Raw genomic sequence first — 25,235 nt, forward strand, 5'->3', positions numbered from 1 at the left:
TGGTCGAATGCACCGGTCTTGAAAACCGGCATGGGTTTATAGCCCATCTAGGGTTCAAATCCCTATCTCTCCACCATATAACAAAACAGCCCGCTTAATTAGCGGGCTTTTTTGTGCCTCATATAAAATAATGCGTTTGTATTGCAAGTTTAAATTACGACCATAGTCTCTATTTATAAGCTACCTCGCTTAGGGCATGCTTATATTATTGAGGCTTATGTTTGTATATTTAAGGATTTTACGATGAAACATCAACTTGCAAAAAGTGTCGGGCTTTCATTACTCTCCCCAATCATTATTGGTGGTATGTTGGGTGTTTATTATGGCCTTGCTATGAATGGTGACTTTTTATCAATATTTTTTCAATTATTGATGACGGCAATAGCAAACGCACATATTGTAGGGTTAACGATGGCCGCATTTGTAGTGCCAGGTTACTTACTTATGTTTAAGTACGCTAAAGTAAATTATTCAGGGGTTTTAACGCTTGGTTTATTAGGCGGCGCTATTTTTAGTTACTTACTTAGTGCTACTACGGGCGAGATATTTTTAATAAATAGTGTGATGTCTGGGTTTGCTGCAGGGCTGTTTTTGTTTGGGCTGCGTAAAACCGCAAAAAAATAATCGTAGCATTATTAAGCAAGCATGCTGATAAAGTGTGCATTTTCCTTTTTTTTAGCCGCAAAAGGTTTCAATTTTTCACGACAAAGAGTACCTTTAGCTACTGTATGTTTAATAAGAAGTAGTTTGGTATGCAAAAGCACGATTTTTACCAGTCATTAGTTAAGCAAACGCAATCGCTGATAGGCGGTGAATCGAATGTAATTGCTAATATGGCAAATATAAGCGCGCTGTTATTTACTTCATTAGATGATGTAAATTGGGCGGGCTTTTATTTTATGGATTCACCTACCGAATTAGTGCTTGGTCCGTTTCAAGGTAACCCGGCTTGCATTCGAATTCCGGTAGGAAAGGGTGTATGTGGAACCGCCGCTGCAACCGGACAAACACAATTAATAGAAGATGTTCACGCTTTTGATGGGCATATAGCCTGTGATGCAGCGTCAAATTCTGAAGTAGTTGTACCTATTATGAAAGCTGGTAAAGTATTTGCTGTACTTGATATAGATAGCCCAAGTATTAGCCGATTTGATACTGACGATCAAGCGGGTCTTGAAGCATTAGTAAAATGCTTAGAGGCAAGCCTATAATGAAAGACTTGCTAAATGTTCAAGACTACCTTTTTGCCGTACAAGATGTGGGCGATTGGGAAGGCGATGAAGAACATGTAGCGGAAACGCTCAATGATTTGATTCATATTGCTTGGGATCGTCTACCAGACGAAGCCGAGTGTGAATTTATCGATGAAACAATTAATGGTATTTGGGAACACCTTCGTGGTGATATGGCTGTAATTGAGGCCGACTTCGAAGAATTGGTCGACTGGGTAATACACTATGTTGATTCGTCCCTTGATGAAAAGATGTGAAAAATAGGTTCTAAAATGGAAACCACAAACAAGCTAAAAGATATGAACGAAGTGTTGGAATTTTTATATCAAGAATTCCCGCAGTGTTTTAAACAAAAAGACGGTATCAAACCGCTTAAAGTCGGTATTTTTAAAGATATTGCTGAGCGTATTGAAGGGTCTGAAAAAGTAAGCAAGACTCAAGTGCGCCAAGCGCTTAGAAAATACACGTCTAACTGGCGTTATTTAGAAGCTGTGACTAAGTCAGAGTTTCGTATTGATCTTGATGGTAATCAAGCTGAAAAAGTTGAGCAAGAGCATATCGACCATGCACAAAAAGCATTGGAAGAAAGCCGCGCGAAAATGGCTAAACGCAAAAAGCAGCAACGTCCGCGTCCAGATGCAGATGCAAAATCTTTCAAAAAGAAACCTGCTCATGCCGCTAAAAATGCTACTTCAGCAGATAAAACAGCTAAAGCCGCACCGGTTAAGCGTTCAGGAAAAATTGAACCTTTACCAGCAAGTGAGGTCAAGGTTAGTAATAAGGTTAAGGTTAAACTTGGCCAAGCACTTGTTAATGCAATAATCACTGAAGTGAACAAAGACGACGTTCATGTTGAATTAGTGACTGGTATGCAAGTTAAAACCAAAGCTGACAGCTTATACATTATTTAAGCTGAAAATAAATTAAGGAGTTGTGTATGAGTAAAAAGTTTACGCTCATTCCGTTAGTTGCTGCCCTGTTTTCAGGTTCATTATTTGCTGCCGTTGAAGCCGTTACGTTAAAAGACTTACCGTTGCTCAAGCAAGAAAGTCAACATGCTACAGCCAGCAAACGAGTGGTTAACTTATTTACTCGTTCACACTATACACCGGTTCGATTTAACGATGAGCTTTCAAGTAAAGTGTACGATCGTTATATCGAATCCCTTGATTTTAATAAAAGTGTATTCTTAGCCAGCGATATTGCGTCATTTGAGCAATATCGTAATGGCTTTGATAACGCATTGGTAACCGGCAAGTTAGGCTTTACGTTTGATATTTTTAACCTAAGCCTTAAACGTCGCTTTGAGCGTTATGATTACTCGCTTTCATTACTTGAAAATGAGATGACGTTTGATAAACAAGATGAATACTTTTTTGATCGAGAAGATGCTGATTGGGTAACCACCCAAGACGAACTTGATGAAATATGGCGTGAGCGCGTTAAATATGACGCACTACGCTTAAAAATGACCGGTAAAGATTGGGAAGGTATAAAGGATGTACTTGTAAAGCGCTATAAAAATGCACAAAAGCGTTTAGTACAATCAAAATCCGAAGATGCCTTTCAAATAGTAATGAATTCGCTTGCACGCAGTATAGAGGCGCATACCTCTTATTTATCGCCGCGCCGTGCAGAGCAATTTAAAATGGATATGGACCTAGAGCTTGAAGGCATAGGTGCAGTATTAAGCCCAGACGAAGACTATACCGTTATTCGCAGTTTAGTACCGGGTGGTCCTGCCGATAAATCACAACAAATTAAAGCCGATGACCGCATTATTGGCGTTGCCCAAGACGGTAAAGAGTTTGTTGATGTGATAGGTTGGCGCTTAGATGACGTGGTTGATTTAATTAAAGGCCCTAAAGGTACAAAAGTACGTTTACAGTATCTAAAAGGCGCTGATGCGCACGGTACGCCTAAAATAGTTGAAATAACCCGAGATAAAATACGCCTAGAAGACAGAGCAGCTAAATCTGAAGTGTTTGAAGCACAGTATTCCGATTTAACCAGTAAAATAGGCGTTATTGAAATTCCTGGCTTTTATAATAACTTGTCGCAAGATGTAAAAGTTGAATTGGCTAAACTAAAAGAAGCTAAAGTAGACGGTGTTATTATAGATTTACGTCAAAACGGTGGTGGTTCTTTATACGAGGCAACACAGCTTTCTGGATTGTTTTTCGACCAAGGCCCAGTGGTACAAATTCACACTCTTAATAATCGTATTGAAGAGCAGAAAGACCGCGATGGTATTACGTACTACGATGGCCCGTTAACTGTTCTAGTAGACAGATACAGTGCATCTGCTTCTGAAATTTTTGCAGCAGCGATACAAGATTATGGTCGCGGTATTGTGATTGGCGAGCAAACCTTTGGTAAAGGCACTGTACAACAGCACAAAGGCTTAGGGCGAGCGTACGACCTGTACGACAACGAGCTTGGCAGTGTGCAGTATACAATTGCTAAGTTTTACCGCATAAATGGTGGTAGCACACAACACAAAGGCGTTATTCCTGATATTTCGTTTCCATCTGCAATTGATCCCGCAGAGTGGGGAGAAAGCAAACAAGATAATGCACTGCCGTGGGATAGCATAGTACGCGCTAGATACCAAGAAATGGGTGACTTAAAACCGATTATTACGTATTTAGATAAGCAACATGCGCAGCGTATTCAGTCAGAGCCAGAGTTTAATTATGTATTTGAAGACATTACTCGCTACAACGAAGAGAAAGACCGCAAAACTATTTCGTTAGTAGAAGCTCAGCGTATTAAAGAAAAAGATGAAAATGAAGCACGCGCTTTAGTGCGTACTAATGAGCGTTTAGCGCGTTTAGGTGAAAAACCAATCGAAAACCTAGATGATGTGCCGGAAGTAATTGAAAAGCTGGATCCATTTTTAGAGGAAGCAGCCCTGATCACTCAAGACTATATTAAATACGGGCGTATAGCCAAAAAGTAATAATTGGTTTACCTCTATAAAAAAAGGCGCAATTGCGCCTTTTTTGCTACCCATAATTTACAAGATTGTTATAATCGCTGATTACACAAAGTTGAGCTAGATCAATGTTGCTCGATTAATGCGCTGTATGTGCTAAGAAGAATAATTAACATGCATTAGATGTGTGTAGGAGTCTTTATCTTGAAGTCATTAGAAGAAAAACCAATAAAACCCGCCTCGTTTTTTGATGCACTCATTCCAATCTCAGTTCTCATTTGTTTACTTGGTGCGGCTGTTTATCTATTTGGTGATAATTCCTCTTCTGGGCCAAATCAAATAGCTTTGTTATTTGCTACTTTTGCAGCAGCATTAATAGGTCTAAAAAATGGCTACAATTGGAAAAAACTAGAAGATGCGATGATTGAAGGGATCACCTTGTCGTTAGGTGCTATCTTAATTTTACTTATGGTAGGTGCGTTAATAGGCACTTGGTTGCTTTCGGGCACAGTACCTACGCTAATTTACTATGGCTTACAGGTTATTAATCCGAGTTGGTTTTATGCAGCTAGTTGTTTAATTTGTGGCATTGTAGCAATGAGCATTGGTAGTTCGTGGACCACAGCGGCTACAATAGGTGTGGCTTTATTAGGCGTTGCTACAGGCTTAGGGTTAGAGCAAACAGTAACGGCTGGTGCGGTTATATCGGGCGCGTATTTTGGCGATAAGCTTAGTCCACTATCAGAGACTACTAATTTAGCGCCTGCGGTTGTGGGGGCAGATTTATTTGAACATATTCAGCATATGCTATGGACTACAGTACCGAGCTTTGTAATTGCCTTAATAATCTTTATATTTATGGGGTTTAACGCGACTGCATCGAGTGAAGCAGGGCGTATTGATGAAATTACTGCTATTTTGCAGCAAAACTTTAATATTGGTTTAGAAATGCTAGTGCCTTTAATTGTACTTTTAGTACTTGCGATACGCAAAATGCCAGCGTTTCCTGCTATATCGATAGGCGCGGTACTTGGCGCTGTGTGGGCTGTGTTGTTTCAATCTGATTTAATTGCCAGCCAAATAGATATAAGCCAAGGCCAGCTAATAGGCTACTTTAAATTAATTTGGACCACTTTTTTTGATGGTTTTAGTATTAGTACCCAAGACGACAATATGGATGCACTCCTCAGTGGGGGCGGTATGTCAGGTATGCTTACAACAACCTGGCTAATTATGACGGCACTGATGTTTGGCGCTATTATGGAAAAAACGGGGCTGTTAGATGTGTTTGTTAAGAGTATTCTTAAAATCGCAAAAAGCACAGGTTCGTTAATCACTGCAACTATAGCGACTTGTATTGGTACAAACGTCATTGCGGCGGATCAATATATTGCTATTGTGGTACCGGGGCGGATGTTTAAAGAAGAATATGCAAACCGTGGTTTAAAACCGGTTAATTTATCGCGTACCTTAGAAGATGGCGGCACAATTACCAGCCCGCTGATCCCATGGAATACCTGTGGTGCCTATATGCAAAGCGTGTTACTGATCAATCCATTTGACTATGCACTGTATGCTTTCTTTAATTTAATTAACCCTGTATTGGCAATTATTTATGCTTATTTAGGTATTAAAATATTACGTATTAAACCAAAACAGACTGCTTAATTTAAACAGCCTCTTTTAAACATAAAAGGGGCTTTTTTTGGAGTATTTATGACTGCCGCACAAAAACCGCAAACACAATATTTAAAAGATTACCAAGCGCCAGACTTTTTAATTAATCACACCGAGCTTAACTTTGATTTACAGCCATTAACAACAAGAGTCACTGCGCTACTTACATTGAGCCGCGTGGGCGCTAAAACGGCACCTTTAGTACTCGATGGCATTGATTTACGCTTAGTGTCGCTCTCAATAGATACTCATGATATTAGCGATTATAAAATAGTGGGTGAGCAACTCATTATTAATAACCTACCAGATCACTGCCAACTTAGTATAGTGACCGAAATTTCTCCGCAAACAAATACTTCTCTAGAAGGACTTTATTTATCGGGTGGGGCTTATTGTACTCAGTGTGAAGCGCAGGGTTTTAGAAAAATAACTTACTATATGGACCGTCCAGATGTTTTATCAACATTCGATGTAACCATAATAGCAGACAAAAAATACCCGCAGTTACTCTCTAATGGCAACATGGTAGATAGCGGTGAAACGCAAGACGGTCGTCATTTTGCTAAGTGGCAAGATCCGTTTAAAAAGCCAAGTTACTTATTTGCTTTAGTGGCGGGTGACTTTGATGTGTTAAATGATAGCTATACTACAAAAAGTGGTAAGAATGTCGATTTAGCCTTATTTGTAGATAAAGGTAACTTGTCAAAAACACCACATGCAATGAGCTCACTTAAAAAAGCGATGCAGTGGGATGAGACACGCTTTAATTTAGAGTATGACCTTGATATTTATATGATTGTTGCCGTTGATTTTTTCAACATGGGAGCGATGGAAAATAAAGGGCTTAATATTTTTAATAGTAAGTGCGTTTTGGCAAATCAAGAAACCGCTACCGATAAAGACTATCACACCATTGAATCTATTGTTGGGCATGAATACTTTCATAACTGGACCGGCAACCGCGTAACCTGTAGAGATTGGTTTCAGTTATCGTTAAAAGAAGGTTTAACAGTATTTAGAGATCAAGAATTTAGCAGTGATTTGGGCTCGCGAGCGCTAAACCGTATTGATGCCGTTAAAGTAATGCGTACTCACCAGTTTAGTGAAGATGCAGGGCCTATGGCGCATCCTATTCGTCCAGAAAAAGTAATTGAAATGAATAACTTTTACACTGTGACTGTATACGACAAAGGTGCTGAAGTTATACGTATGATGCACACCTTGCTTGGTGAAACTAACTTTCAAAAGGGCATGACACTTTACTTTGAACGCCACGATGGCCAAGCGGTTACCTGTGACGATTTTGTAAGTGCTATGAGTGATGCATCTAATATTAACTTAGAGCAATTTAAACGTTGGTATAGCCAATCGGGTACTCCTCGTTTAAATGTACAACAAAGTTACCATAGCGAGACGCAAACGTTTAGCCTTACCATTGAGCAGGCTGCGCCAATTAATCAGCCACAAAACGATACTTTGCATATTCCTTTTGCAATTGAGCTGTTAGATAGCAAGGGGGAAAGTGTACCGTTACAATATAAAGGTCAGAGCGTTGATCATGTGCTTGATGTAACTAAAGCAACGCAAACATTTAATTTTGATCAGCTAGCAGAGCAACCTGTTGCCGTTTTATTGGAAGACTTTTCAGCCCCGTGTATATTAAAGCAGCACAGTAACGATCAAGACCTATTGCACATAATGCGCTTTGCGCGTAGCGATTTTTCGCGTTGGGATGCACAGCAACAGCTATTTATTAATGCGGTTAAGCGTGGTATTGCAAGCAAAAACCCTGAACCATTAAGTAATGAAATAATAGCAGCATTACAGGTATTAATAGCCAGTAGAGCAGGTGACTTGGCATTACTTGCTGAACTGTTAAAACTCCCTAGCTTTGATACCTTAGCAGCTGAGTTTGAGACGATCCCAGTTGATGCCATTCTTACTATTACACAGCAGTTTGAACAGCAAATAGCTGATACCCTTGAACAAGAATTTATTAATTGTTACCAAGCACTTGAAGACGATGGCAGTGTTAATGCGGCTGCTGTGGCAATACGTTCATTAAAACAACAATGTTTGTATTACCTAGCAAAAACAGACAGTTTACCAGCGGCTGAATTTATAAAAGAAGCTGCAAGCTCAACTAATATGACCAATGTGCTCGGTGCGCTCAGTGGTGCTATAAAAGCGTCGCATACATTAAGTGACACCTTGCTTGCACATTTTGATAGCCAATGGCGACACGACGTATTAGTAATGGACAAATGGTTTGCACTGCAAGCTATGCAGTCGGGTGATGATGCAATTGACAATATTAAAGCACTGTATGAACATCCTTGTTTTGACTTTTCAAACCCTAACCGAGTGCGTGCTTTAATTGGCAGTTTTAGTCACTTTAATACCGCGCAATTTCATCGCCTAGATGGTCAAGGTTATGCTTTGCTTGGTGATTTACTCATTAAGCTCAATACTATTAATCCGCAAAATGCATCACGCATGTTAACGCCTTTTATGTCGTGGAAACGTTACGATAAAGTACGTTCTGCAGCAATGAAAACACAACTGCAGCGTTTAGCTGATTTAGATACGCTGAGCGACGATTTATTTGAGAAGGTTGAAAAAGCCTTAAATTAAATCATGATTGAATATTATTTTAGATTAAATTTGAGCTACAACGAATGCATGGATTACTACCATGGACGTTATAGCTCAGTACAAGTTGTAGATGACAGCGGTAAAAGCATTCGATTTGCCGCAAACTACCTGCGCCCCTACATTTCTAGTTTAGGGGTGCGAGGTAGGTTTAGATTGATACTTACCCCCGAAAATAAGTTTATCCGCCTCGAACGAGTAGCCTAAGCGCTTGTATTTATGTTATAGATATACATAAATATTGCCTTTTTGTTAATTTCGATTTGTCCTATTGTTAATTTGCGTGTATAAATTACTGGTATGACGTCTTACCATTGCGTAAACGTCAGTGAATAAAAAAGATTATGACTGATTGAAGGCGACTGTTTGTAATTTGTTTAATTCGCTTCTATCGTTACGATTACACTAAAAACAATAACTTGATCACACAAAATGACCCGCGACAGGGGGGAAACCAAAATGATAAGAAGATCGCTTTTTGTTAAAAATAAAATCGCTATAGGTTTAGCAGCCGCAAGCTTAGGGTTATCTGCAATGACTGCACAAGCGGCAGTTTTTGAAGCCGGAGGTTTTGATATAACTTTCGACTCCACTTTTTCTTATGGACAAAGTATTCGTGTAGAAGACCGAGACTTTGGCTTAATAGGTAAAAGTAACAACCCTTCATTCGATTGGACGGGTTATAACCCAGCCTTAAACAATACCGTTTACTCATCGCAAGATGTGTGGGCGCAACCAGGATCATATTCAAACAATGGTGATGCAGGCGATTTAAACTTTGATAGTGGTGATTCGTTTTCAAAACTATTAAAGGGCACCCATGATCTATCTATCAGTAAAGATAATTATGGTTTGTTTACTCGATTTATGTATTTTTATGACTTTGAGTTAATGGATGGCGATCGTGCTTATGTAAACCCTACCTCAGGCCAAGGCGTCGATCCATGTGATGACAAAGATACAAAAGCACAAAGCTGTGCTGACATCCGTTTATTAGATGCGTATGTATGGGCAAGCTTTGATTTAAATGAAGGCAAAAACCCGCTATCAATTCGCGTTGGTCAACAAGTAATAAATTGGGGTGAAAGTACATTAATATCGCATGGTATTAACGTTAACCCAGTTGACATAGACCGTTTAAAAGCGCCTGGTGCAGAGCTTAAAGAAGCCTTTATACCTGTTGGTATGTTATGGGCATCGTTAGGTATTACTGATAACGTAACCTTAGAGGGTTTTTATCAATACCAATGGCAAGAAACACGCTTACCAGCAACGGGAACGTATTTTTCTACCAATGACTTTGCCTCTGAAAATGGTTATCAGCAAAATGTGCAGTTAGGTTTTACTTCAAATCCTGATATTGATTTAGCATTTTTAACCGACAGTTTAAATAATTTAACCTCTGACTTTGCCCTAGCAGCCTCACTCAAAGGCGTTGATCCTTCAAGTGCTCAAGGCAAAGCGCTACTGGCCGAAATGTATTTAGCCTATCCAACTAAGGTAGCACTAAAAGGTAAAGGCGATGAAGGTAAAGTAGAGCCGGATGACGGCGGCCAATACGGTTTACGTTTAGGCGTGTTTTTACCTGAATTTAATGACACGGAAGTGGCATTTTATCATGTGAATTATCATAGCCGTCGCCCGTTAGTATCTGGTCGAGTGTCTAATTTTACTCAAGCTTCACTTGCCCAAGATTTAGCAATGATTACAACGACTGAAATCACTGAAGATAATATTCATAATTTAAGAGCTTTCTCTTTAGCAAAAAATGAATACCCAGAAGACATTAAACTCTATGGTTTGAGCTTCAACACATCTTTAGGTGAAACTGCGTTTGCTGGTGAGTTTACTTTTCGCGAAGATGAACCACTACAAATTGATGACGTAGAGCTACTTTACGCTGCAATGCCAGAGCAATTAGCAGTGGCAGGTTTACGCCCTGAATTTGCAGGTATTTCACAAATGAGCCAAGGCAATGCTGTCAGTGTTGTTGGCCCAGGCGAGCTAGCAAAAGGTTATATAGAGCGTAATACCAGTCAATTACAATTTACCGCGACGCATTTATTTGGCCCATCTTTGGGTGCAGATAGCTGGGCTGTGGTAGGTGAGGTTGGTGGCGTGCGTATTCATAGTATGCCGGAGTACGATGAAATGCGTTTAAACGTTTCTGGTACTGGGCGTAGTGGCATTATGACCGGCCCAGGCAGTTCTGATTATTCTGCGCTACATATGGCGTTATCAAATGGAGCAGAGCAAAAACAATTTGCTACGGCTACATCGTGGGGTTATCGCTTAATTGCTAAAGGTGATTATTATAACCTGTATAACGGTATTAACTTTTCGCCACGTTTTGTATTTTCTCATGACGTAAATGGTAGCACGCCAGATCCTATGTTTTTGTTTATAGAGGATCGTAAATCGTTAGGTGCAACCATGAACTTTAACTATCAAAATGCGTGGTCATTAGATGTTAGCTACAACTCATTTTGGGGTGGCGGCGACATTAATACCTTCTCTGATCGCGATTACATTTCATTTAACTTAAAATATTCTATTTAGGGGTAATATTATTATGATTAAAAAACCTACCCTCATTGCTACTGCATTTTGTAGCTTGTTTGCAAGTCACGCTGCTTTAGCTAAAATTAGCAGCGAAGAAGTTGCGCGCTTAGGTGCAGACTTAACGCCACTAGGCGCTCAAAAAGCAGGCAATGCAGATGGTTCTATTCCTGCGTGGAATGGTGGTATTACCGCAGCACCGGCAGGTTATAAAGCAGGTATGCATCACTTAGACCCGTTTAATACGGATAAAGTGTTGTTTACTATTGATAAAAGTAATATTGAAAAATATAAAGCGAACTTAAGCCCTGGCCAAATTGCGTTATTTGAAGCGTATCCTGATACCTTTAAAATGCCAGTATATGCAACTCGTCGCTCTGCTTCGTTCCCGCAATTTGTATATGATGCAACTAAGCAATTTGCACCCACTGCAGAGCTAATAGAAGGCGGTAATGGGATTAAAAGTACAGCAATTGGTATTCCATTTCCTATTCCTAAAACTGGTTTAGAGGCAATTTGGAATCACTTGCTACGTTACCGTGGTCAGTCTATTGAGCGCTTTGGCGGCCAAGCAGCACCTACCGCTTCGGGTTCGTATAACTATGTTGGTTTTGATGAGCAACTACTAGTTAAATACTCAGATCCAAGTGCTACACCTGCGCAACTGCAAGACTCAAATATTTTGTTTAAGTTTAAACAAAAAGTAACAGAGCCGGCACGCCTAGCGGGTACTGCGTTATTAGTGCATGAAACCATGGACCAAATATTAACGCCACGCCAAGCATGGACCTACAACAGTGGTCAACGTCGTGTTCGTCGTGCACCTAACGTTGCTTATGATGCACCAGGTACAGCAGCTGACAGCTTACGTACCACTGATGACTTTGACATGTTTAACGGGTCACCAAACCGTTACACCTGGACATTAAAAGGTAAGCAAGAGCTTTATATTCCATACAATAGTTATAAGCTCCATAGCGATAAACTAAGCTATGACGAAATATTAATGCCAGGACATATTAACCCTGAGCATACACGCTACGAAAAGCACCGTGTGTGGGTGGTTGAAGCTAACTTAAAAGATGATACGCGCCATATTTATAAAAAACGTGTGTTTTATATTGATGAAGATAGCTGGCAAGTACAGGTTACCGATATTTACGATAACCGTGACCAACTTTACCGTGTAGCTATGGCTTATGGCCTTAACTACTATGAAGTACCAACGCAGTGGAGTACGTTAGAGGTTTATCATGATTTAAACTCTCGTCGTTACTTAGCAATTGGTTTAGATAACCAGCACAAAATGTATGATTTTTCTCAGTCGTTTAACGACAATGAGTTTACATCAAGCGCATTACGTCGCGAAGGTAGATAGTTAATAGTAGGCACCTAACCGATTGGTTAGGTGCCTTTTTTCCTTTCTCATCGCGTTTGTCTTTTTGACGCGCAGGGCTTTTCCTCACCTAAATAGACAAACAATTCCCCAGTTCAAGGCGATTTAAATTTATGAAGTATTTGGTATATGCCAGCCTGATCCTCAGCGGTGCGAGTGTTGCACAAGAAACTCCTCAATTTGCTATTAGTGCAATAAACGCCGATAAAACGTTATTGACTGATATTACCCAAACTAAAGCGGGTTTAGTGGCTGTTGGTAAGCATGGCACTGTAATTACAAGTATTAATGGTATTGATTGGCAACAAGCAGAATCGGTGCCAACTCAAGTATTGTTAACTGCGGTTGATTTTACTAATGAAAACAATGGCTGGGCCTGTGGGCACGATGCAACAATAATAAATACTACAAATGGTGGTAAAACGTGGCATTTACAACAAGCTAAGCCAGAGATAGATAAACCGTGTTTAGATATTTTATTTAAAGATGAGCTACATGGTTATGCTGTGGGGGCTTATGGCATGTTTTATCAAACCAGCGACGGTGGTAAGCACTGGCAAAAACGTTTTTTAGACTCGCTATTATTTAGTGACGATAGAGAATATTTGAGTGATTTAAAAGAACACGACCCAGAAGGTTATGAAGCAGAAACAGCCTCAATTTTGCCGCACTTTAACCGCATTGAGCAAATTCCAGACGGTTTAATGTTAGTGGGTGAAATGGGCTTAATGGCAAAAAGTACCGATGCAGGCTTAACATGGCAGCGAGTTGACGAAATTTACCCAGGATCATTTTTTGCATTTAGCGCCAATGCGCAGCAAGAGGTAGTGGCAGGATTACGAGGCAATGTTTTTACTCGCCAGCAAGGTGATCAAAATTGGCAGCACCTTGATAATAAAAAAACAGCAACGATTAACAACATCATAAATTATAACAATGAACAATGGCTAATGTTGGCCAATAGCGGCGTGATTTTTCATTTGCAAAACGCTGAGCTTACACATGAGCAGTTGGCCGACGGTAAAGCAATTCTAGATGGTGTGATTTTAAATAATAAACTAATCATGGCAACAGAAGATGGCATTAAAGTGAAGGAGTTGACCCCTTAATGCATAAGATTTTAGACTTTATAGAAAATGCGATATTTAAACATCGCTTAATTATGCTTATAAGCTTTGTGCTTATAACCTGTTTATTGGCATTTAAAGCGACACAAATTCAACTTGATGCCTCGTTTAATAAAAACATTCCGCTAAACCACGATTATATGAAGGTATACACCAAACATGAAAAGCAGTTTGGTGGCGCTAACAGTATTTTAATTTCGGTGTGTGACGACAGCGGCGATATTTTTAATCCTGAATTTTTTACCCAATTAAAAGCGGTACACGACCAGCTATATTTTATCCCTGGTGTTAATCGACCTTTAGTAAATTCAATATTTTCACCCAGCGCTCGATTTGTTGAAGTAGTTGAAGATGGTTTTGCCGGCGGGCCAATAATTCCTGCTAATTTTAAAGCCGATAAACAGGGTTTAGGGGTCGTTAAAGAAAATATCGAAAAAGCGAAAGTAGTTGGGCGCATGATTGCCAGTGACTATTCGTGTGCGATGGTGACAGCGCAATTAATGGAAACCGATCCGCAAACCCAAGAAAAGCTCGATACCTTAGCATTTGCGCAAAAACTCGAAACACAACTACGTGAACCGCTAAGCACCGACAAGGTGAGTATTCATATAATTGGTTTTGCTAAAATGGCCGGTGATATAGCCGAAGGTGCAAAAGGTGTGGTGGTATTTTTTGCCATCGCGATTGCCTTTACTTTTATTATGGTTTGGCTATTTTGTGGCAGTTTAAAGCTGACTATTTTACCTATAATGTGTTCGATCATTGCTGTAATTTGGCAATTAGGGCTACTGTCGAGTTTAGGCTTTGGCTTAGATCCTATGTCTATTTTGGTACCTTTTTTAGTATTTGCAATTGGTGTGAGCCATGGTGTGCAGATGATTAACGCGATAGGTAAAAAAGTAGGCGAAGGTAAAAGTACGCGAGAATGTTGTCAGTCAAGCTTTAGAGCATTATTGATCCCAGGCGGCATTGCGTTGTTATCGGATACGGTTGGCTTTTTAACTCTGCTAACCATTGACATTGGTATTATTAGAGAGCTTGCTATAACAGCTAGTTTAGGTGTTGCGGTAATTATATTTACTAACCTGATTTTACTCCCTGTATGGGCGTCGTATATGCACTTTGAAAATAGTGTACATATTCAATCGGGTGATGCTAAAAAACCAAATATGCTTGATGCAATTAGAGATTTATTGGTTAAAGCCACCGATCCTAAAATTGCTAAAATGATAATTGCTTTTACTTTAGTGTTATTTGCACTTGGTTATTGGCAAGCAGATAAAATGCGTATTGGGGACTTACATGCTGGCGCACCATCATTGCACCAAGATGCACGCTATAACCAAGACACATTTTTAATCTCGGACAAATACACCATTTCGTCTGATATCTTAAAGGTAATTGTAGAAGCGTATCCTGCAGCATGTACTGAGCATGATGTGATGCAGCGTATTAGCCGTTTTCAATACAAAGTAGAGAATGTTGCCGGTGTGCAATCAGCGGTAAGCTTAAGCTCGGTAGCGCAGTCGGTAAATGCCGGTTATAACGAAGGTAACCTTAAATGGCAAAGCCTGCCACGTAACTCTGCAAGCTTAGTACAATCTACCTCGCGGGTAGAAACCAGCACGGGATTACTCAACGGCGATTGCTCAGTGATGCCAGTGATTATCTTTTTAGATGATCATAAAGCGCAAACAATTGACCTTGTAATTGAAAGTGTTAAACGCTTTGCACAAGAAGAGGGCACAGATAAAGTTGCGTTTAAACTCGCATCAGGCCCAGTAGGTGTAATGGCAGCCACAAACGAGTCAGTGTCAGCGGCGCAAATTCCGATGATGCTGTATGTTTACGGCGCTGTAATTGTTTTGTGTTTACTAAGCTTTAGAAGCGTAAAAGCAACCATTGCAGTAGTGTTACCTCTGTATGTGGTATCTACTCTTGCACAAGCACTAATGGTACAGCTGGAAATTGGCTTAACCGTATCTACACTGCCAGTTATTGCATTAGGTGTGGGTATAGGCGTTGATTATGGTATTTATATATTGTCGTCGATGATGGGGCAGTTAAAACAAAATGTACCGCTGAGTGTTGCTTATCGAAATGCGTTAATTGAGCGCGGTAGTGCAGTATTATTTACCGGTATTACACTTGCTATTGGCGTGAGTACTTGGATTTTCTCTGATTTGAAATTTCAAGTTGATATGGGAATTTTGCTTACCTTCATGTTTTTAGTAAATATGCTGGGTGCAGTGCTGCTTTTACCAGCAATTGGTAGCTTGCTCTGGACTGACCAGAAAAAATAAAGTGAATAAGTTTGCTCCTAAATGGCCTGTAAAGGCCATTTATATCTATAATTTGTGAATAGATGACCAAATAGCTGAAAAGCTAAAAATGTTTTCATCGTAAAAGGCTGTTTATTAGTTGTAAACGAGTTAGAATTTGCTCGACTCCACGCTAATAAATGCTGTACAAATATTCTGCTATTAAGCAGTAATAGATTTAAGGAATAAACAATGACACGAAATGAAGGTCAAGCCTCAGTTATTTTAGATAATGTTTGTAAGCTTATCCACAAAAAAGTTCGCGCTGATAATGTGTTACTCGTTGAAAAATTCGCCAAAGCCTTGTACAGCAATATGTCTAAAGAGGATTTGGCTAATCGTAACGATAGTGACTTATATGGTGCTGCACTAAGCCTTTGGAATTCGCTAGAAAAGAACACGTCTGATGACGCGGTTATTCGCGTTTTCAACCCAGAAGTGGCAAAAGATGGCTGGCAGTCATCGCATACGATTGTTGAGATTATAGCTAAAGACATGCCGTTTTTAGTTGATTCAGTACGTATGGCCATGACTCGTGAAAATATTGCCTCTCACTTATTACTACATAGCCCGCTTAAAATCCAACGAGATGAAAATGACAAGATCTCAGGTTTATCTGGTTTAAAAGCAGAGCAAGAATCAACCTCGACCAAAACAGTATTCTTTATTGAAATTGACCGTCAAACAGATTCAGCTGTGATTGAGTCTTTCAAACAAGAGTTAGAGTCTGTACTTACAGATGTATCGGTAGCGGTAGAAGACTGGCAGCCAATTCGCGAAAAGCTAATTGCAGTTAGTAAAGAGCTACCAAAACGTCGTGCTGGCAAAAATAATGCTGAAGTAGATGAAACGGTTGAGTTTTTAGACTGGTTAGTTAAAGACAACTTTACCCTAATGGGCTATCGCCAATATGAGTTATCGCCAATACAGGGTGATTACGAGTTAAAAGGCGTAATGGAAACCAGTTTAGGTTTGATGAAAAATGCCGGTGTAGAACACACTCGTCTACTTTCGGAATTACCAGAAGCTGCTCGCCAAGATGCGCGTAGTAGTAACTTACTAATTTTAACTAAAACTAACTCATTATCACGCGTACATCGCCCGGCTTATATCGACTATGTTGGTGTAAAACGTTTTGATGACAAAGGCAATGTTATTGGTGAGGATCGCTTTATTGGCTTGTTCTCGTCAAACTTTTATAACTACAGTGCGGCAGACGTACCGGTTCTTAAAAGTAAAATTGACCGTATTATGCAAATGTGTGATTTTGCCAAAGGCACCCATGCTTATAAAGCGGTGCTTAATATTTTAGAAACCTACCCGCGAGATGAACTTGTACAAGCCCGCGAAAGCGAATTGCTAGAAGTTGCAATGGGCGTGTTGCAAGTACAAGAGCGTGATATGTGTCGCTTGTTTGTACGTAAAGATGCCTATGGACGTTTTTTCTCATGTATGGTTTATGTACCACGTGAGCGCTATAACACGGCACTGCGTCATGAAACGCAAAATATTTTAGCAAATGCATTTAATTCTGACGAAAAAGTCGAATTTACAACCTATTTCTCTGAGTCAACACTAGCCCGTACTCATTATACCGTGCGTGTGACTGATAATAATATAGAGTATAAAGTGAAAGACATTGAAAACAATTTAGTTGAAGCGGCCCGTACTTGGGAAGATAAATTACAATCAGCCTTACTAGAGCAAGCTGGCGAAGCACGCGGTAATGAATTAAACCGTAAGTATGCTCAAGCATTTGCTCGCTCATATAAAGATGAAGTATTACCAAGTGCAGCTGTTGTTGATATTGAAAAGCTAGAAATGCTTAACGATGAAAACAAACTTGAAATGTTATTTTATCGCCCGCAAGAAGAAGCTAACAGCAATGTTGTGCGTTTAAGCTTATTTCATAAAGATGAGCCTATTCACTTATCTGATGTGATGCCGATGCTAGAAAACTTTGGCTTACGTGTCGTTGGCGAAACACCTTATTCAGTTAAAACTAGCGATGGTAGCATTAATTGGATCATGGATTTCTCTATGCTAATTGATAGCAAAGGGATGGCAGATTTTGATAAAATTTCAGCACGTTTTCGCGCTGCGTTAACCAGTGTTTGGAATAACCGCTTAGAAAACGACGGTTTTAACCGTTTAGTATTAATGGGTGGTCTTACTGGGCGTGAAGCGTCAATATTACGTGCGTACGCTAAATACATGCGCCAAATTGGGGTTACCTTCTCGCAAGCTTACATTGAAGGCACTTTTGCAAATTATCCACACATTGCAGCAAAAATTGTTAACTTGTTTACTAAAAAGTTCTCAGTTAAAAGCCCTGCAAGTGAAAAAACACTTGAAAAGCTTAGTACAGAAATATATTTAGAACTTGAAAACGTAGCCAATCTTGATGATGACCGTATTATACGTTTATACGTTGATATGATAGTGGCAACACTGCGTACTAGCTTCTTTCAAAAAGATGGCAATGGCCAATTTAAATCGTATGTATCGTTTAAAATTAAGCCAAGCTTAATTCCTGGCGTACCATTACCATTACCGGCGTTTGAAATTTTTGTATATTCTCCGCGTATTGAAGGTGTGCATTTACGATACGGTAGTGTTGCCCGTGGTGGCTTGCGTTGGTCAGATCGCCGTGAAGATTTCCGTACTGAAGTACTTGGCTTAGTTAAAGCACAACAAGTGAAAAATGCGGTAATTGTGCCAGTAGGTTCTAAAGGCGGTTTTGTTTGTAAACAATTGCCAACTGAGCGTGAAGCATTCTTAAAAGAAGGCCAAGAGTGTTACAAAATCTTTATTCGTGGTTTGTTAGATATCACAGATAATATTGTACAAGGTGAAATTGTTGCGCCTGTAGATGTAACTCGCCACGATGGCGATGATGCTTATTTAGTTGTAGCAGCCGATAAAGGTACTGCAACTTTCTCTGATATTGCTAATGGCATTGCAAATGAATATAACTTTTGGCTAGGTGATGCGTTTGCATCAGGTGGCTCAGTGGGTTATGACCATAAGAAAATGGGTATTACAGCACGTGGCGCGTGGGAATCAGTTAAACGTCATTTCCGCGAAATGGATATTGATTGTCAAACAACCGATTTTACCGTGGTAGCTATTGGCGATATGGCAGGGGATGTATTTGGTAATGGTATGTTGTTATCTAAACATACTCGTTTACAAGTTGCATTTAACCATATGCATATTTTTATTGACCCAACACCAGATGCAGCAGCAACGTATCCTGAGCGTGAACGTTTATTTAAATTACCGCGTTCATCGTGGGAAGACTTTAATAAAGATTTAATTTCTGCCGGTGGTGGTGTTTTCTCTCGTGCGGCTAAGTCGATTACACTAAGCCCAGAAATGAAAAAAATGTTAGGCACTAAAAAAGCCAGCATGACACCAACTGAACTGATCAAAGCTGCGCTAATGATGGATTACGATCTATTGTGGAATGGTGGTATTGGTACTTATGTTAAGAGCAGCAAAGAAACTGACGCCGATGTAGGGGATCGTGCAAACGATGCACTGCGTATTAACGGTGGCGAGCTAGGTGCTAAAGTATTTGGCGAGGGCGGTAACTTAGGTGCAACTCAGTTAGGACGTATTGAATTTGCAGCGAAAGGCGGCCGTGTTAATACTGACTTTATTGATAACGTAGGTGGCGTTACTTGTTCAGATAACGAAGTTAATATTAAGATTTTACTTAATGGTTTAGTTACCTCAGGTGACTTAACGCGCAAGCAACGCGATGAACTTTTATACGCTATGACAGACGAAGTGTCTAAGCTGGTATTGAATGATTGTTATCGTCAAACACACACTATTTCAATTACTCAATCTAAAGGCTCATCAACGCTTAAAGAGAAAATTCGCTTTATTCATGCTCTTGAAAAAGAAGGCAAGCTAAATCGTGCGATTGAGTTTATCCCAAGTGATGAAGAATTAGCAGAACGTGCAGCAGCTGGCAAAGACTTAACACGTCCAGAGTTAGCGATTTTAGTGTCGTACTCTAAAATGGTACTTAAAGAGTCATTTGTTACAGATGAAATTACGGAAAATCCATATTACCGTCAATTGTTAGTTAATTCGTTCCCGTTACCACTGCGTGAGAAGTTTAACGAAGCGATGGATAATCACCCACTTCGTAAAGAAATTATTGCCACTAAACTGGCTAATCAAATTGTTAACGATATGGGCCTTAACTTCATGGTGCGTATGCATGAAGAAACCGGTGCAAATGAAGCTGAAATTGCTTTATGTTATTCAATTGCCAGCGAGTTGTTCCAAATGAGCGATACGTGGGCCTCGGTTGTTGCACTTGATAATAAAATTCCGGCTGCTGTACAAACCGAAATGCTATACCAATTACGTCGCACGGTTCGTCGTGTAACACGTTGGTTCTTACGTCATCGCAACAAAGCACAAACAATTACCCAAACAGTTGAATTTTTTGCGCCAACATTTGCAGATTTAAGTGCTAATTTAACAACGTATATGGTTGATAAAGAAGGCGAGCTTTTAGTTGCAGCTGCCCAAGAGTTAACACAAAGTGGTGTGCCTGCTGAACTAGCTAATCGCATTACTGGTTTATCTAGCTTGTTTTCTGCTATGGACTTAGCTGAAATCTCAGCAAGTTCGAAACAAAGTATCGATACTGTATCGCATACTTACTTCAAGCTTGGTGCAAACATGGGCTTACATTGGTTCTTAGAGCAAATTACTAAGCAACCAGTAGCAAACCATTGGCAGGCATTAGCGCGTGCATCGTACCGCGAAGAGCTTGATTGGCAACAACGTACATTAGCAGAAGTGGTATTAAACGGTTTTGCCGATGATAACAAAGATGTTAATGGCCAAATTGAGCAATGGATGGATAGCCAAGAGTTATTATTACAACGTTGGAAGCAAATGCTTGCAGAGTTTAGAACATCACAAACTCACGATTTTGCTAAGTTTTCAGTAGCACTACGTGAACTCATGTTATTAAGCCATAACTGCGTGTAATAGAATAAAAACCATAATTAATGCCTACTCATTATTTTCCTTGGTGAAAATAATGAGTTAATGGTTAAAATTGTTATACAATACCTCGGCCTAGTCTGAGGTATTTTTTTGTCTGCATTTTAAGAGGATTATATTCATGTTTTACGATTTAGCTCGCCGTTTTATGTTTACCCGTGATGCGGAGTGGGCGCATGAGTTCGCTCTTAATAATTTAAGTCGTTTTGCCAATACACCATTAAGCGCTGCTTGGTCACAAAATATTGTGAATAAACCAGTTAATTTTTTAGGCTTAGAACTTAAAAACCCCGTTGGTCTTGCTGCAGGGCTTGATAAAAATGCAGAGTGTATTACTGCATTTGCACAAATGGGCTTTGGTTTTGTTGAAGTGGGTACAGTTACTCCGCGCCCACAAGCTGGTAACGATAAACCACGTATGTTTAGATTGCCGCAGTCAAATGCCATTATCAATCGCATGGGATTTAATAACAAAGGCGTTGATAATTTAGTTAATAACGTTAAAGCAGCCAACTATACCGGTATTTTAGGTATTAACATTGGTAAAAATAAAGACACACCGAATGAGCAAGGCAAAGACGATTACATACATTGCATGCGCAAGGTGTTTGAACATGCCTCGTATATAACTGTTAATATTTCATCGCCAAATACCCCAGGGCTTCGTGATTTACAATACGGTGCAGCCCTTGATGATTTACTACAAAGTTTGAAAAACGAGCAGCTTGATCTTGTTGCTAAACATGGTAAACAGGTACCTATGCTGGTAAAAATTGCGCCAGATTTAGATCCAATCCAAATTGCTCAAGTAAGTGAATCTTTACTAAGCAATAAAATAGATGGGGTAATTGCTACCAATACTACACTTGAGCGTAGCATGGTTGCGGGTCAGCAATATGCTGACGAAGCCGGTGGTTTATCGGGGCAGCCAGTTAGGGAGCGTGCGACGCATGTAGTTAGCGAGTTAAAGCGTTTAACTAATGGGCAGTTACCTATTATAGGTGTAGGCGGTATTGACGATGTGTCATCGGCGAAAGAAAAAATAAACGCAGGTGCCGATTTAGTACAGATTTATACTGGCTTTATTTATAAAGGCCCACAATTAATTAAATCGATAGTTGATAGTTTATAAAAAATAGGGCTACTTAGCCTTAAAAGTTAAGTTTGTTTTAACACTAAAAGGCTAACTTGCCCTCTAAGCTTTTGATCGTTCAATAAATGTTCTAATAAAACATTTTAAAAATGATTAAAAGCGGCTATACTTTGTGCTTATTGTTTTTATTATATTTAAATGCTAAGCGTGGAGGGGATATGTTACAAGCATCAAAGCAATGGCAGTGGATATCTTGCGCCAAAAAAAACCGCTTATTACTTGATTTAAATGAAGATATGCAGCTCTGCACTCCTTATAAGTTAAGACAACTTACTGACAGCACATTTAAAAACCCTTATTTTAGCTTAGAAGATGCCGCTTTTTATGAACAAGTTTATCAATATCTTGTGCAATTTAAGCTGTGGAATCCAGCGCAATTATGTCAAATATCACTCAATGCAACCGCAGTGAAATTTCAATTAAAGCCAGTACTTGCTAAAAGTTGGTTTTTTGAGCAATACACAGGAAGCACTCCAAGTACTGAAGCCGTTATTAATTTAACCTCTAAAGCGCAGTCGGGAGAGTTTTTAATTGTAGAGCACAGCAGTGATGCATCTGTATGTATTAACCTAAGTGAAAATTTTCAATTAGATGATAATTTATCATTAGTACAGTTTGAAGCCATTCGCGTTTTAAACAATCGTGTACATCCTCTCTTAAATCAGCATATTCATAGCAAAATAGCTTAATCTAATTTTATTTTCAGCCCGTGTTTATGGCGTGTTTGTATGCAAACCTATGTTATAATCCTGCGCAATTAGCTATTAAGGGTTACTACTTTGCAATTTATCGCACTTACTTCTATCGGAATCGAAAATTTATTGGTTGATGAACTAACAGAACTTGGCGCAACTGTGTCTAAGCAAACTGTTGGTTCTGTTCGCTTTGAGGCAGACTCATTATTGGCGCAAAAGGTGTGTTTATCGACTCGCTTTGCTACGCGCGTGCTTATGCTTATTGAAGAAAAAGAAGGCGTAGATGACAAAAATAGCCTGTATAACTTTGCTCGCTCACAACCATGGCAAGAATGGTTTGGGCCTACACAAACGTTTGCTGTCGACTTTAATGGCACCAACGACTCATTAAAAAATACACAGTTTTCTGGTTTAGTTATAAAAGATGCCATAGTTGATTACTTTAACGACTTATTCGAGCAGCGCCCTAATGTTGATAAACAAGACGCTAATGTGCGTGTGGTTGCGCGTTTAAATCGTTATGGCGTATCTATGTATATAGATTACTCTGGCCCGCGTTTATCTGAACGTGGTTACCGACAGGGCCAAGGTAAAGCACCTATAAAAGAGCATTTAGCAGCGGCATTAATCAAACGCAGCGGCTGGCTTGAAAATGTAAATCAGCCTTTGTTTGACCCATGTTGTGGTGCAGGTACTATTTTAATTGAAGCTGCCGGTATGGCGCGCAACGAAGCTCCCGGCTTATTTCGCGAAGGCTTTGCATTTGAGCGCTTACCAAGTTTTAGAGCTGCGAAATTTAAAGAGCTAAAAGAAGAATTGCTGGGCAATATTATAGACCCTAAATTATGGCTCATTGGCCACGATTACGACGCTCAAGTATTAGGTAAAGCAATTGATAACGCAAAACGTGCTGAGCTAGACGATATTATTAAGTTTAAACAAAGTGATGCAACTAAACTAACCGCAGTGGCTAAATTACCTGGCGTAGTTATATCTAACTTACCTTATGGTGAGCGTATTGGTTCTATGGCTGAGCTTGTAGATTTACATCGTAATTTAGGTGTGGGCTTTAAAAAGCACTTCAATCATTGGAAGCTTGCTTTACTGGGTATGGATGAGAGCTTATTTAAGCTGTTAAAGTTGGTTAGGCTGAAACGTTATAAATTTAAAAATGGCCCGTTAGATGTTGAACTTAACTTGTATCAACTTGATGACAAACAAGTAAGCCTGACAACCGATGATAAAAAAGCGCTGAATTTTGAAGGTTCAATGTCTTTTGCTAATCGATTGAAAAAGAACAAGCAGGGTTTAAAAAACTGGCTTAAGCAAAACGAAATTACAGCATACCGTGTATACGAAGCTGATATTCCTGAGTACAACGTTGCTGTAGATATTTACGGTGACTCAGCGGTTATTTTTGAATACGCAGCCCCGAAAGAAATTGATGAAAAAACGTCTGAAAAACGCTTACAAGATGTGATCAGCTTAACCGCTGAACAACTCAAAATAGCACCAGAGAATATTGCTGTAAAAGTACGTAAAAAGCAAAAAGGCGAAGAGCAATACACGCCAATGGCTAAACAAAACCGCACTATGGTGGTTGAAGAGTTTGGCGCTAAGTTTAAAGTGAATTTATTTGATTACTTAGACACAGGCTTGTTTTTAGATCACCGTTTAATGCGTCGTTATATTCAAGAAAACGCCAAAGATAAGCGCTTTTTAAACTTATTTGCCTACACAGGTACAGCGTCAGTACATGCAGCACTTGGTGGCGCTAAAGCAATTACCACGGTTGACTTGTCAAAAACCTATTTAAAATGGGGCCAAGACAACTTTGATTTAAATAATATTAGTAATACTCGCTACCGTTTTGAGCAAGCAGATTGCTTAAAGTGGCTAGAGCATGCGACGGCGCAGTACGATTTAATCTTTTTAGATCCCCCGACGTTTTCAAACTCTAAGCGTATGAAAGATGCATTTGATGTGCAGAGCGATCATATTAAGTTATTAACTTGGGTTAAAAAAATATTAAGCCCGTCGGGTACGCTTATTTTTTCTAATAATAAACGTGGCTTTGTTATGGATGAAGTGGGTTTAATTGGCTTGGGCTTAAAAGCGGTTAATATTTCTGACAAAACCTTATCGCCTGATTTTAAGCGTAATAAAAAAATTCATAATAGCTGGTTAATTACCCATGGCTAAGTGGATTTTATATCACACAGATGGTTGTCATTTGTGTGAACAAGCTGAGCAATTAATTAAGGGATTAGTTAATAGCCACAATGAATTATTGCTAGTAGATATTATGACTGATGATCAGCTTATTGCTGATTATCAGGTTAGTATTCCGGTATTTAAAAGTGAGCAAGGCCAACAATTATTTTGGCCTTTTACTGCACTAGACGTGCGTGAATTTTTAGCGCAAGCAGAATAAGAGCAAAGAAGAAT

At 39.5% G+C, this 25,235-nt stretch carries 17 protein-coding genes; all 17 read left to right on the forward strand.

Annotation, left to right across the window (positions count from 1 at the left end):
* Positions 1-243 precede the first annotated feature (243 nt).
* The 17 genes from AAEZ22_RS15505 (at position 244) to AAEZ22_RS15585 (ending at position 25,221) form a co-directional block, all read left to right on the forward strand.
* Positions 244-624, forward strand: a complete 381-nt coding sequence (locus tag AAEZ22_RS15505; protein WP_182676611.1) for a hypothetical protein — start codon at positions 244-246, stop codon at positions 622-624.
* Between the two features lie 128 nt (positions 625-752).
* Positions 753-1,211, forward strand: coding sequence for a free L-methionine (R)-S-oxide reductase MsrC (gene msrC, locus AAEZ22_RS15510; RefSeq protein WP_011328359.1), 459 nt, complete (start codon positions 753-755; stop codon positions 1,209-1,211).
* Positions 1,211-1,489 carry a hypothetical protein gene (locus AAEZ22_RS15515; RefSeq protein ID WP_011328358.1) on the forward strand — a complete coding sequence of 93 codons (279 nt, stop codon included), beginning with the start codon at positions 1,211-1,213 and terminating at the stop codon, positions 1,487-1,489. The genes msrC and AAEZ22_RS15515 overlap by 1 nt, the downstream gene beginning before the upstream one ends.
* Before the next feature lie 15 nt (positions 1,490-1,504).
* Entirely contained in the window at positions 1,505-2,143 is a 639-nt protein-coding gene (gene proQ, locus AAEZ22_RS15520; RefSeq protein WP_352297931.1) for an RNA chaperone ProQ, read from the forward strand.
* Positions 2,144-2,169: 26 nt separating this feature from the next.
* Entirely contained in the window at positions 2,170-4,194 is a 2,025-nt protein-coding gene (gene prc, locus AAEZ22_RS15525; protein WP_011328356.1) for a carboxy terminal-processing peptidase, read from the forward strand.
* A 159-nt stretch (positions 4,195-4,353) separates the two neighbouring features.
* On the forward strand, positions 4,354-5,838 hold the full coding sequence (nhaC, locus tag AAEZ22_RS15530; RefSeq protein ID WP_011328355.1) for a Na+/H+ antiporter NhaC: 1,485 nt from the start codon (positions 4,354-4,356) through the stop codon (positions 5,836-5,838).
* Positions 5,839-5,886: 48 nt separating this feature from the next.
* Complete coding sequence (gene pepN, locus AAEZ22_RS15535) at positions 5,887-8,481, forward strand: aminopeptidase N (RefSeq protein ID WP_352297934.1); 2,595 nt, start codon at positions 5,887-5,889, stop codon at positions 8,479-8,481.
* A gap of 3 nt (positions 8,482-8,484) precedes the next feature.
* On the forward strand, positions 8,485-8,706 hold the full coding sequence (locus AAEZ22_RS15540) for a DUF2835 domain-containing protein (protein WP_080516811.1): 222 nt from the start codon (positions 8,485-8,487) through the stop codon (positions 8,704-8,706).
* Between the two features lie 252 nt (positions 8,707-8,958).
* Positions 8,959-11,058, forward strand: coding sequence for a DUF1302 domain-containing protein (locus tag AAEZ22_RS15545; RefSeq protein ID WP_011328352.1), 2,100 nt, complete (start codon positions 8,959-8,961; stop codon positions 11,056-11,058).
* Positions 11,059-11,071: 13 nt separating this feature from the next.
* Entirely contained in the window at positions 11,072-12,436 is a 1,365-nt protein-coding gene (locus AAEZ22_RS15550; protein ID WP_011328351.1) for a DUF1329 domain-containing protein, read from the forward strand.
* Between the two features lie 131 nt (positions 12,437-12,567).
* Positions 12,568-13,563, forward strand: coding sequence for a YCF48-related protein (locus tag AAEZ22_RS15555; protein ID WP_352297938.1), 996 nt, complete (start codon positions 12,568-12,570; stop codon positions 13,561-13,563).
* Positions 13,563-15,884: an efflux RND transporter permease subunit gene (locus AAEZ22_RS15560; RefSeq protein ID WP_011328349.1), complete on the forward strand. Its 2,322-nt coding sequence runs from the start codon at positions 13,563-13,565 to the stop codon at positions 15,882-15,884. Before AAEZ22_RS15555 ends, AAEZ22_RS15560 begins: the two co-directional genes overlap by 1 nt.
* Before the next feature lie 210 nt (positions 15,885-16,094).
* Positions 16,095-20,924 (forward strand): NAD-glutamate dehydrogenase, encoded by a 4,830-nt coding sequence (locus AAEZ22_RS15565; protein WP_011328348.1) that lies wholly within the window; start codon positions 16,095-16,097, stop codon positions 20,922-20,924.
* Positions 20,925-21,060: 136 nt separating this feature from the next.
* Positions 21,061-22,071, forward strand: coding sequence for a quinone-dependent dihydroorotate dehydrogenase (gene pyrD, locus AAEZ22_RS15570; protein ID WP_011328347.1), 1,011 nt, complete (start codon positions 21,061-21,063; stop codon positions 22,069-22,071).
* A gap of 179 nt (positions 22,072-22,250) precedes the next feature.
* Positions 22,251-22,781: a cell division protein ZapC gene (locus tag AAEZ22_RS15575; protein ID WP_011328346.1), complete on the forward strand. Its 531-nt coding sequence runs from the start codon at positions 22,251-22,253 to the stop codon at positions 22,779-22,781.
* 90 nt (positions 22,782-22,871) lie between these two features.
* Positions 22,872-24,989 carry a bifunctional 23S rRNA (guanine(2069)-N(7))-methyltransferase RlmK/23S rRNA (guanine(2445)-N(2))-methyltransferase RlmL gene (rlmKL, locus tag AAEZ22_RS15580; RefSeq protein ID WP_011328345.1) on the forward strand — a complete coding sequence of 706 codons (2,118 nt, stop codon included), beginning with the start codon at positions 22,872-22,874 and terminating at the stop codon, positions 24,987-24,989.
* Complete coding sequence (locus AAEZ22_RS15585; RefSeq protein WP_041454446.1) at positions 24,982-25,221, forward strand: glutaredoxin family protein; 240 nt, start codon at positions 24,982-24,984, stop codon at positions 25,219-25,221. The genes rlmKL and AAEZ22_RS15585 overlap by 8 nt, the downstream gene beginning before the upstream one ends.
* The last annotated feature ends 14 nt before the right edge of the window (positions 25,222-25,235 follow it).

This window comes from Pseudoalteromonas sp. 20-MNA-CIBAN-0454, assembly GCF_040308685.1.
Classification (GTDB): Bacteria; Pseudomonadota; Gammaproteobacteria; order Enterobacterales; family Alteromonadaceae; genus Pseudoalteromonas; species Pseudoalteromonas nigrifaciens.

Coding starts and splice junctions, on each gene's coding strand:
- AAEZ22_RS15505 (WP_182676611.1), top strand. CDS start 244: ATGAAACATCAACTTGCAAAAAGTGTCGGGCTTTCATTACTCTCCCCA.
- msrC (WP_011328359.1), top strand. CDS start 753: ATGCAAAAGCACGATTTTTACCAGTCATTAGTTAAGCAAACGCAATCG.
- AAEZ22_RS15515 (WP_011328358.1), top strand. CDS start 1,211: ATGAAAGACTTGCTAAATGTTCAAGACTACCTTTTTGCCGTACAAGAT.
- proQ (WP_352297931.1), top strand. CDS start 1,505: ATGGAAACCACAAACAAGCTAAAAGATATGAACGAAGTGTTGGAATTT.
- prc (WP_011328356.1), top strand. CDS start 2,170: ATGAGTAAAAAGTTTACGCTCATTCCGTTAGTTGCTGCCCTGTTTTCA.
- nhaC (WP_011328355.1), top strand. CDS start 4,354: ATGTGTGTAGGAGTCTTTATCTTGAAGTCATTAGAAGAAAAACCAATA.
- pepN (WP_352297934.1), top strand. CDS start 5,887: ATGACTGCCGCACAAAAACCGCAAACACAATATTTAAAAGATTACCAA.
- AAEZ22_RS15540 (WP_080516811.1), top strand. CDS start 8,485: ATGATTGAATATTATTTTAGATTAAATTTGAGCTACAACGAATGCATG.
- AAEZ22_RS15545 (WP_011328352.1), top strand. CDS start 8,959: ATGATAAGAAGATCGCTTTTTGTTAAAAATAAAATCGCTATAGGTTTA.
- AAEZ22_RS15550 (WP_011328351.1), top strand. CDS start 11,072: ATGATTAAAAAACCTACCCTCATTGCTACTGCATTTTGTAGCTTGTTT.
- AAEZ22_RS15555 (WP_352297938.1), top strand. CDS start 12,568: ATGAAGTATTTGGTATATGCCAGCCTGATCCTCAGCGGTGCGAGTGTT.
- AAEZ22_RS15560 (WP_011328349.1), top strand. CDS start 13,563: ATGCATAAGATTTTAGACTTTATAGAAAATGCGATATTTAAACATCGC.
- AAEZ22_RS15565 (WP_011328348.1), top strand. CDS start 16,095: ATGACACGAAATGAAGGTCAAGCCTCAGTTATTTTAGATAATGTTTGT.
- pyrD (WP_011328347.1), top strand. CDS start 21,061: ATGTTTTACGATTTAGCTCGCCGTTTTATGTTTACCCGTGATGCGGAG.
- AAEZ22_RS15575 (WP_011328346.1), top strand. CDS start 22,251: ATGTTACAAGCATCAAAGCAATGGCAGTGGATATCTTGCGCCAAAAAA.
- AAEZ22_RS15585 (WP_041454446.1), top strand. CDS start 24,982: ATGGCTAAGTGGATTTTATATCACACAGATGGTTGTCATTTGTGTGAA.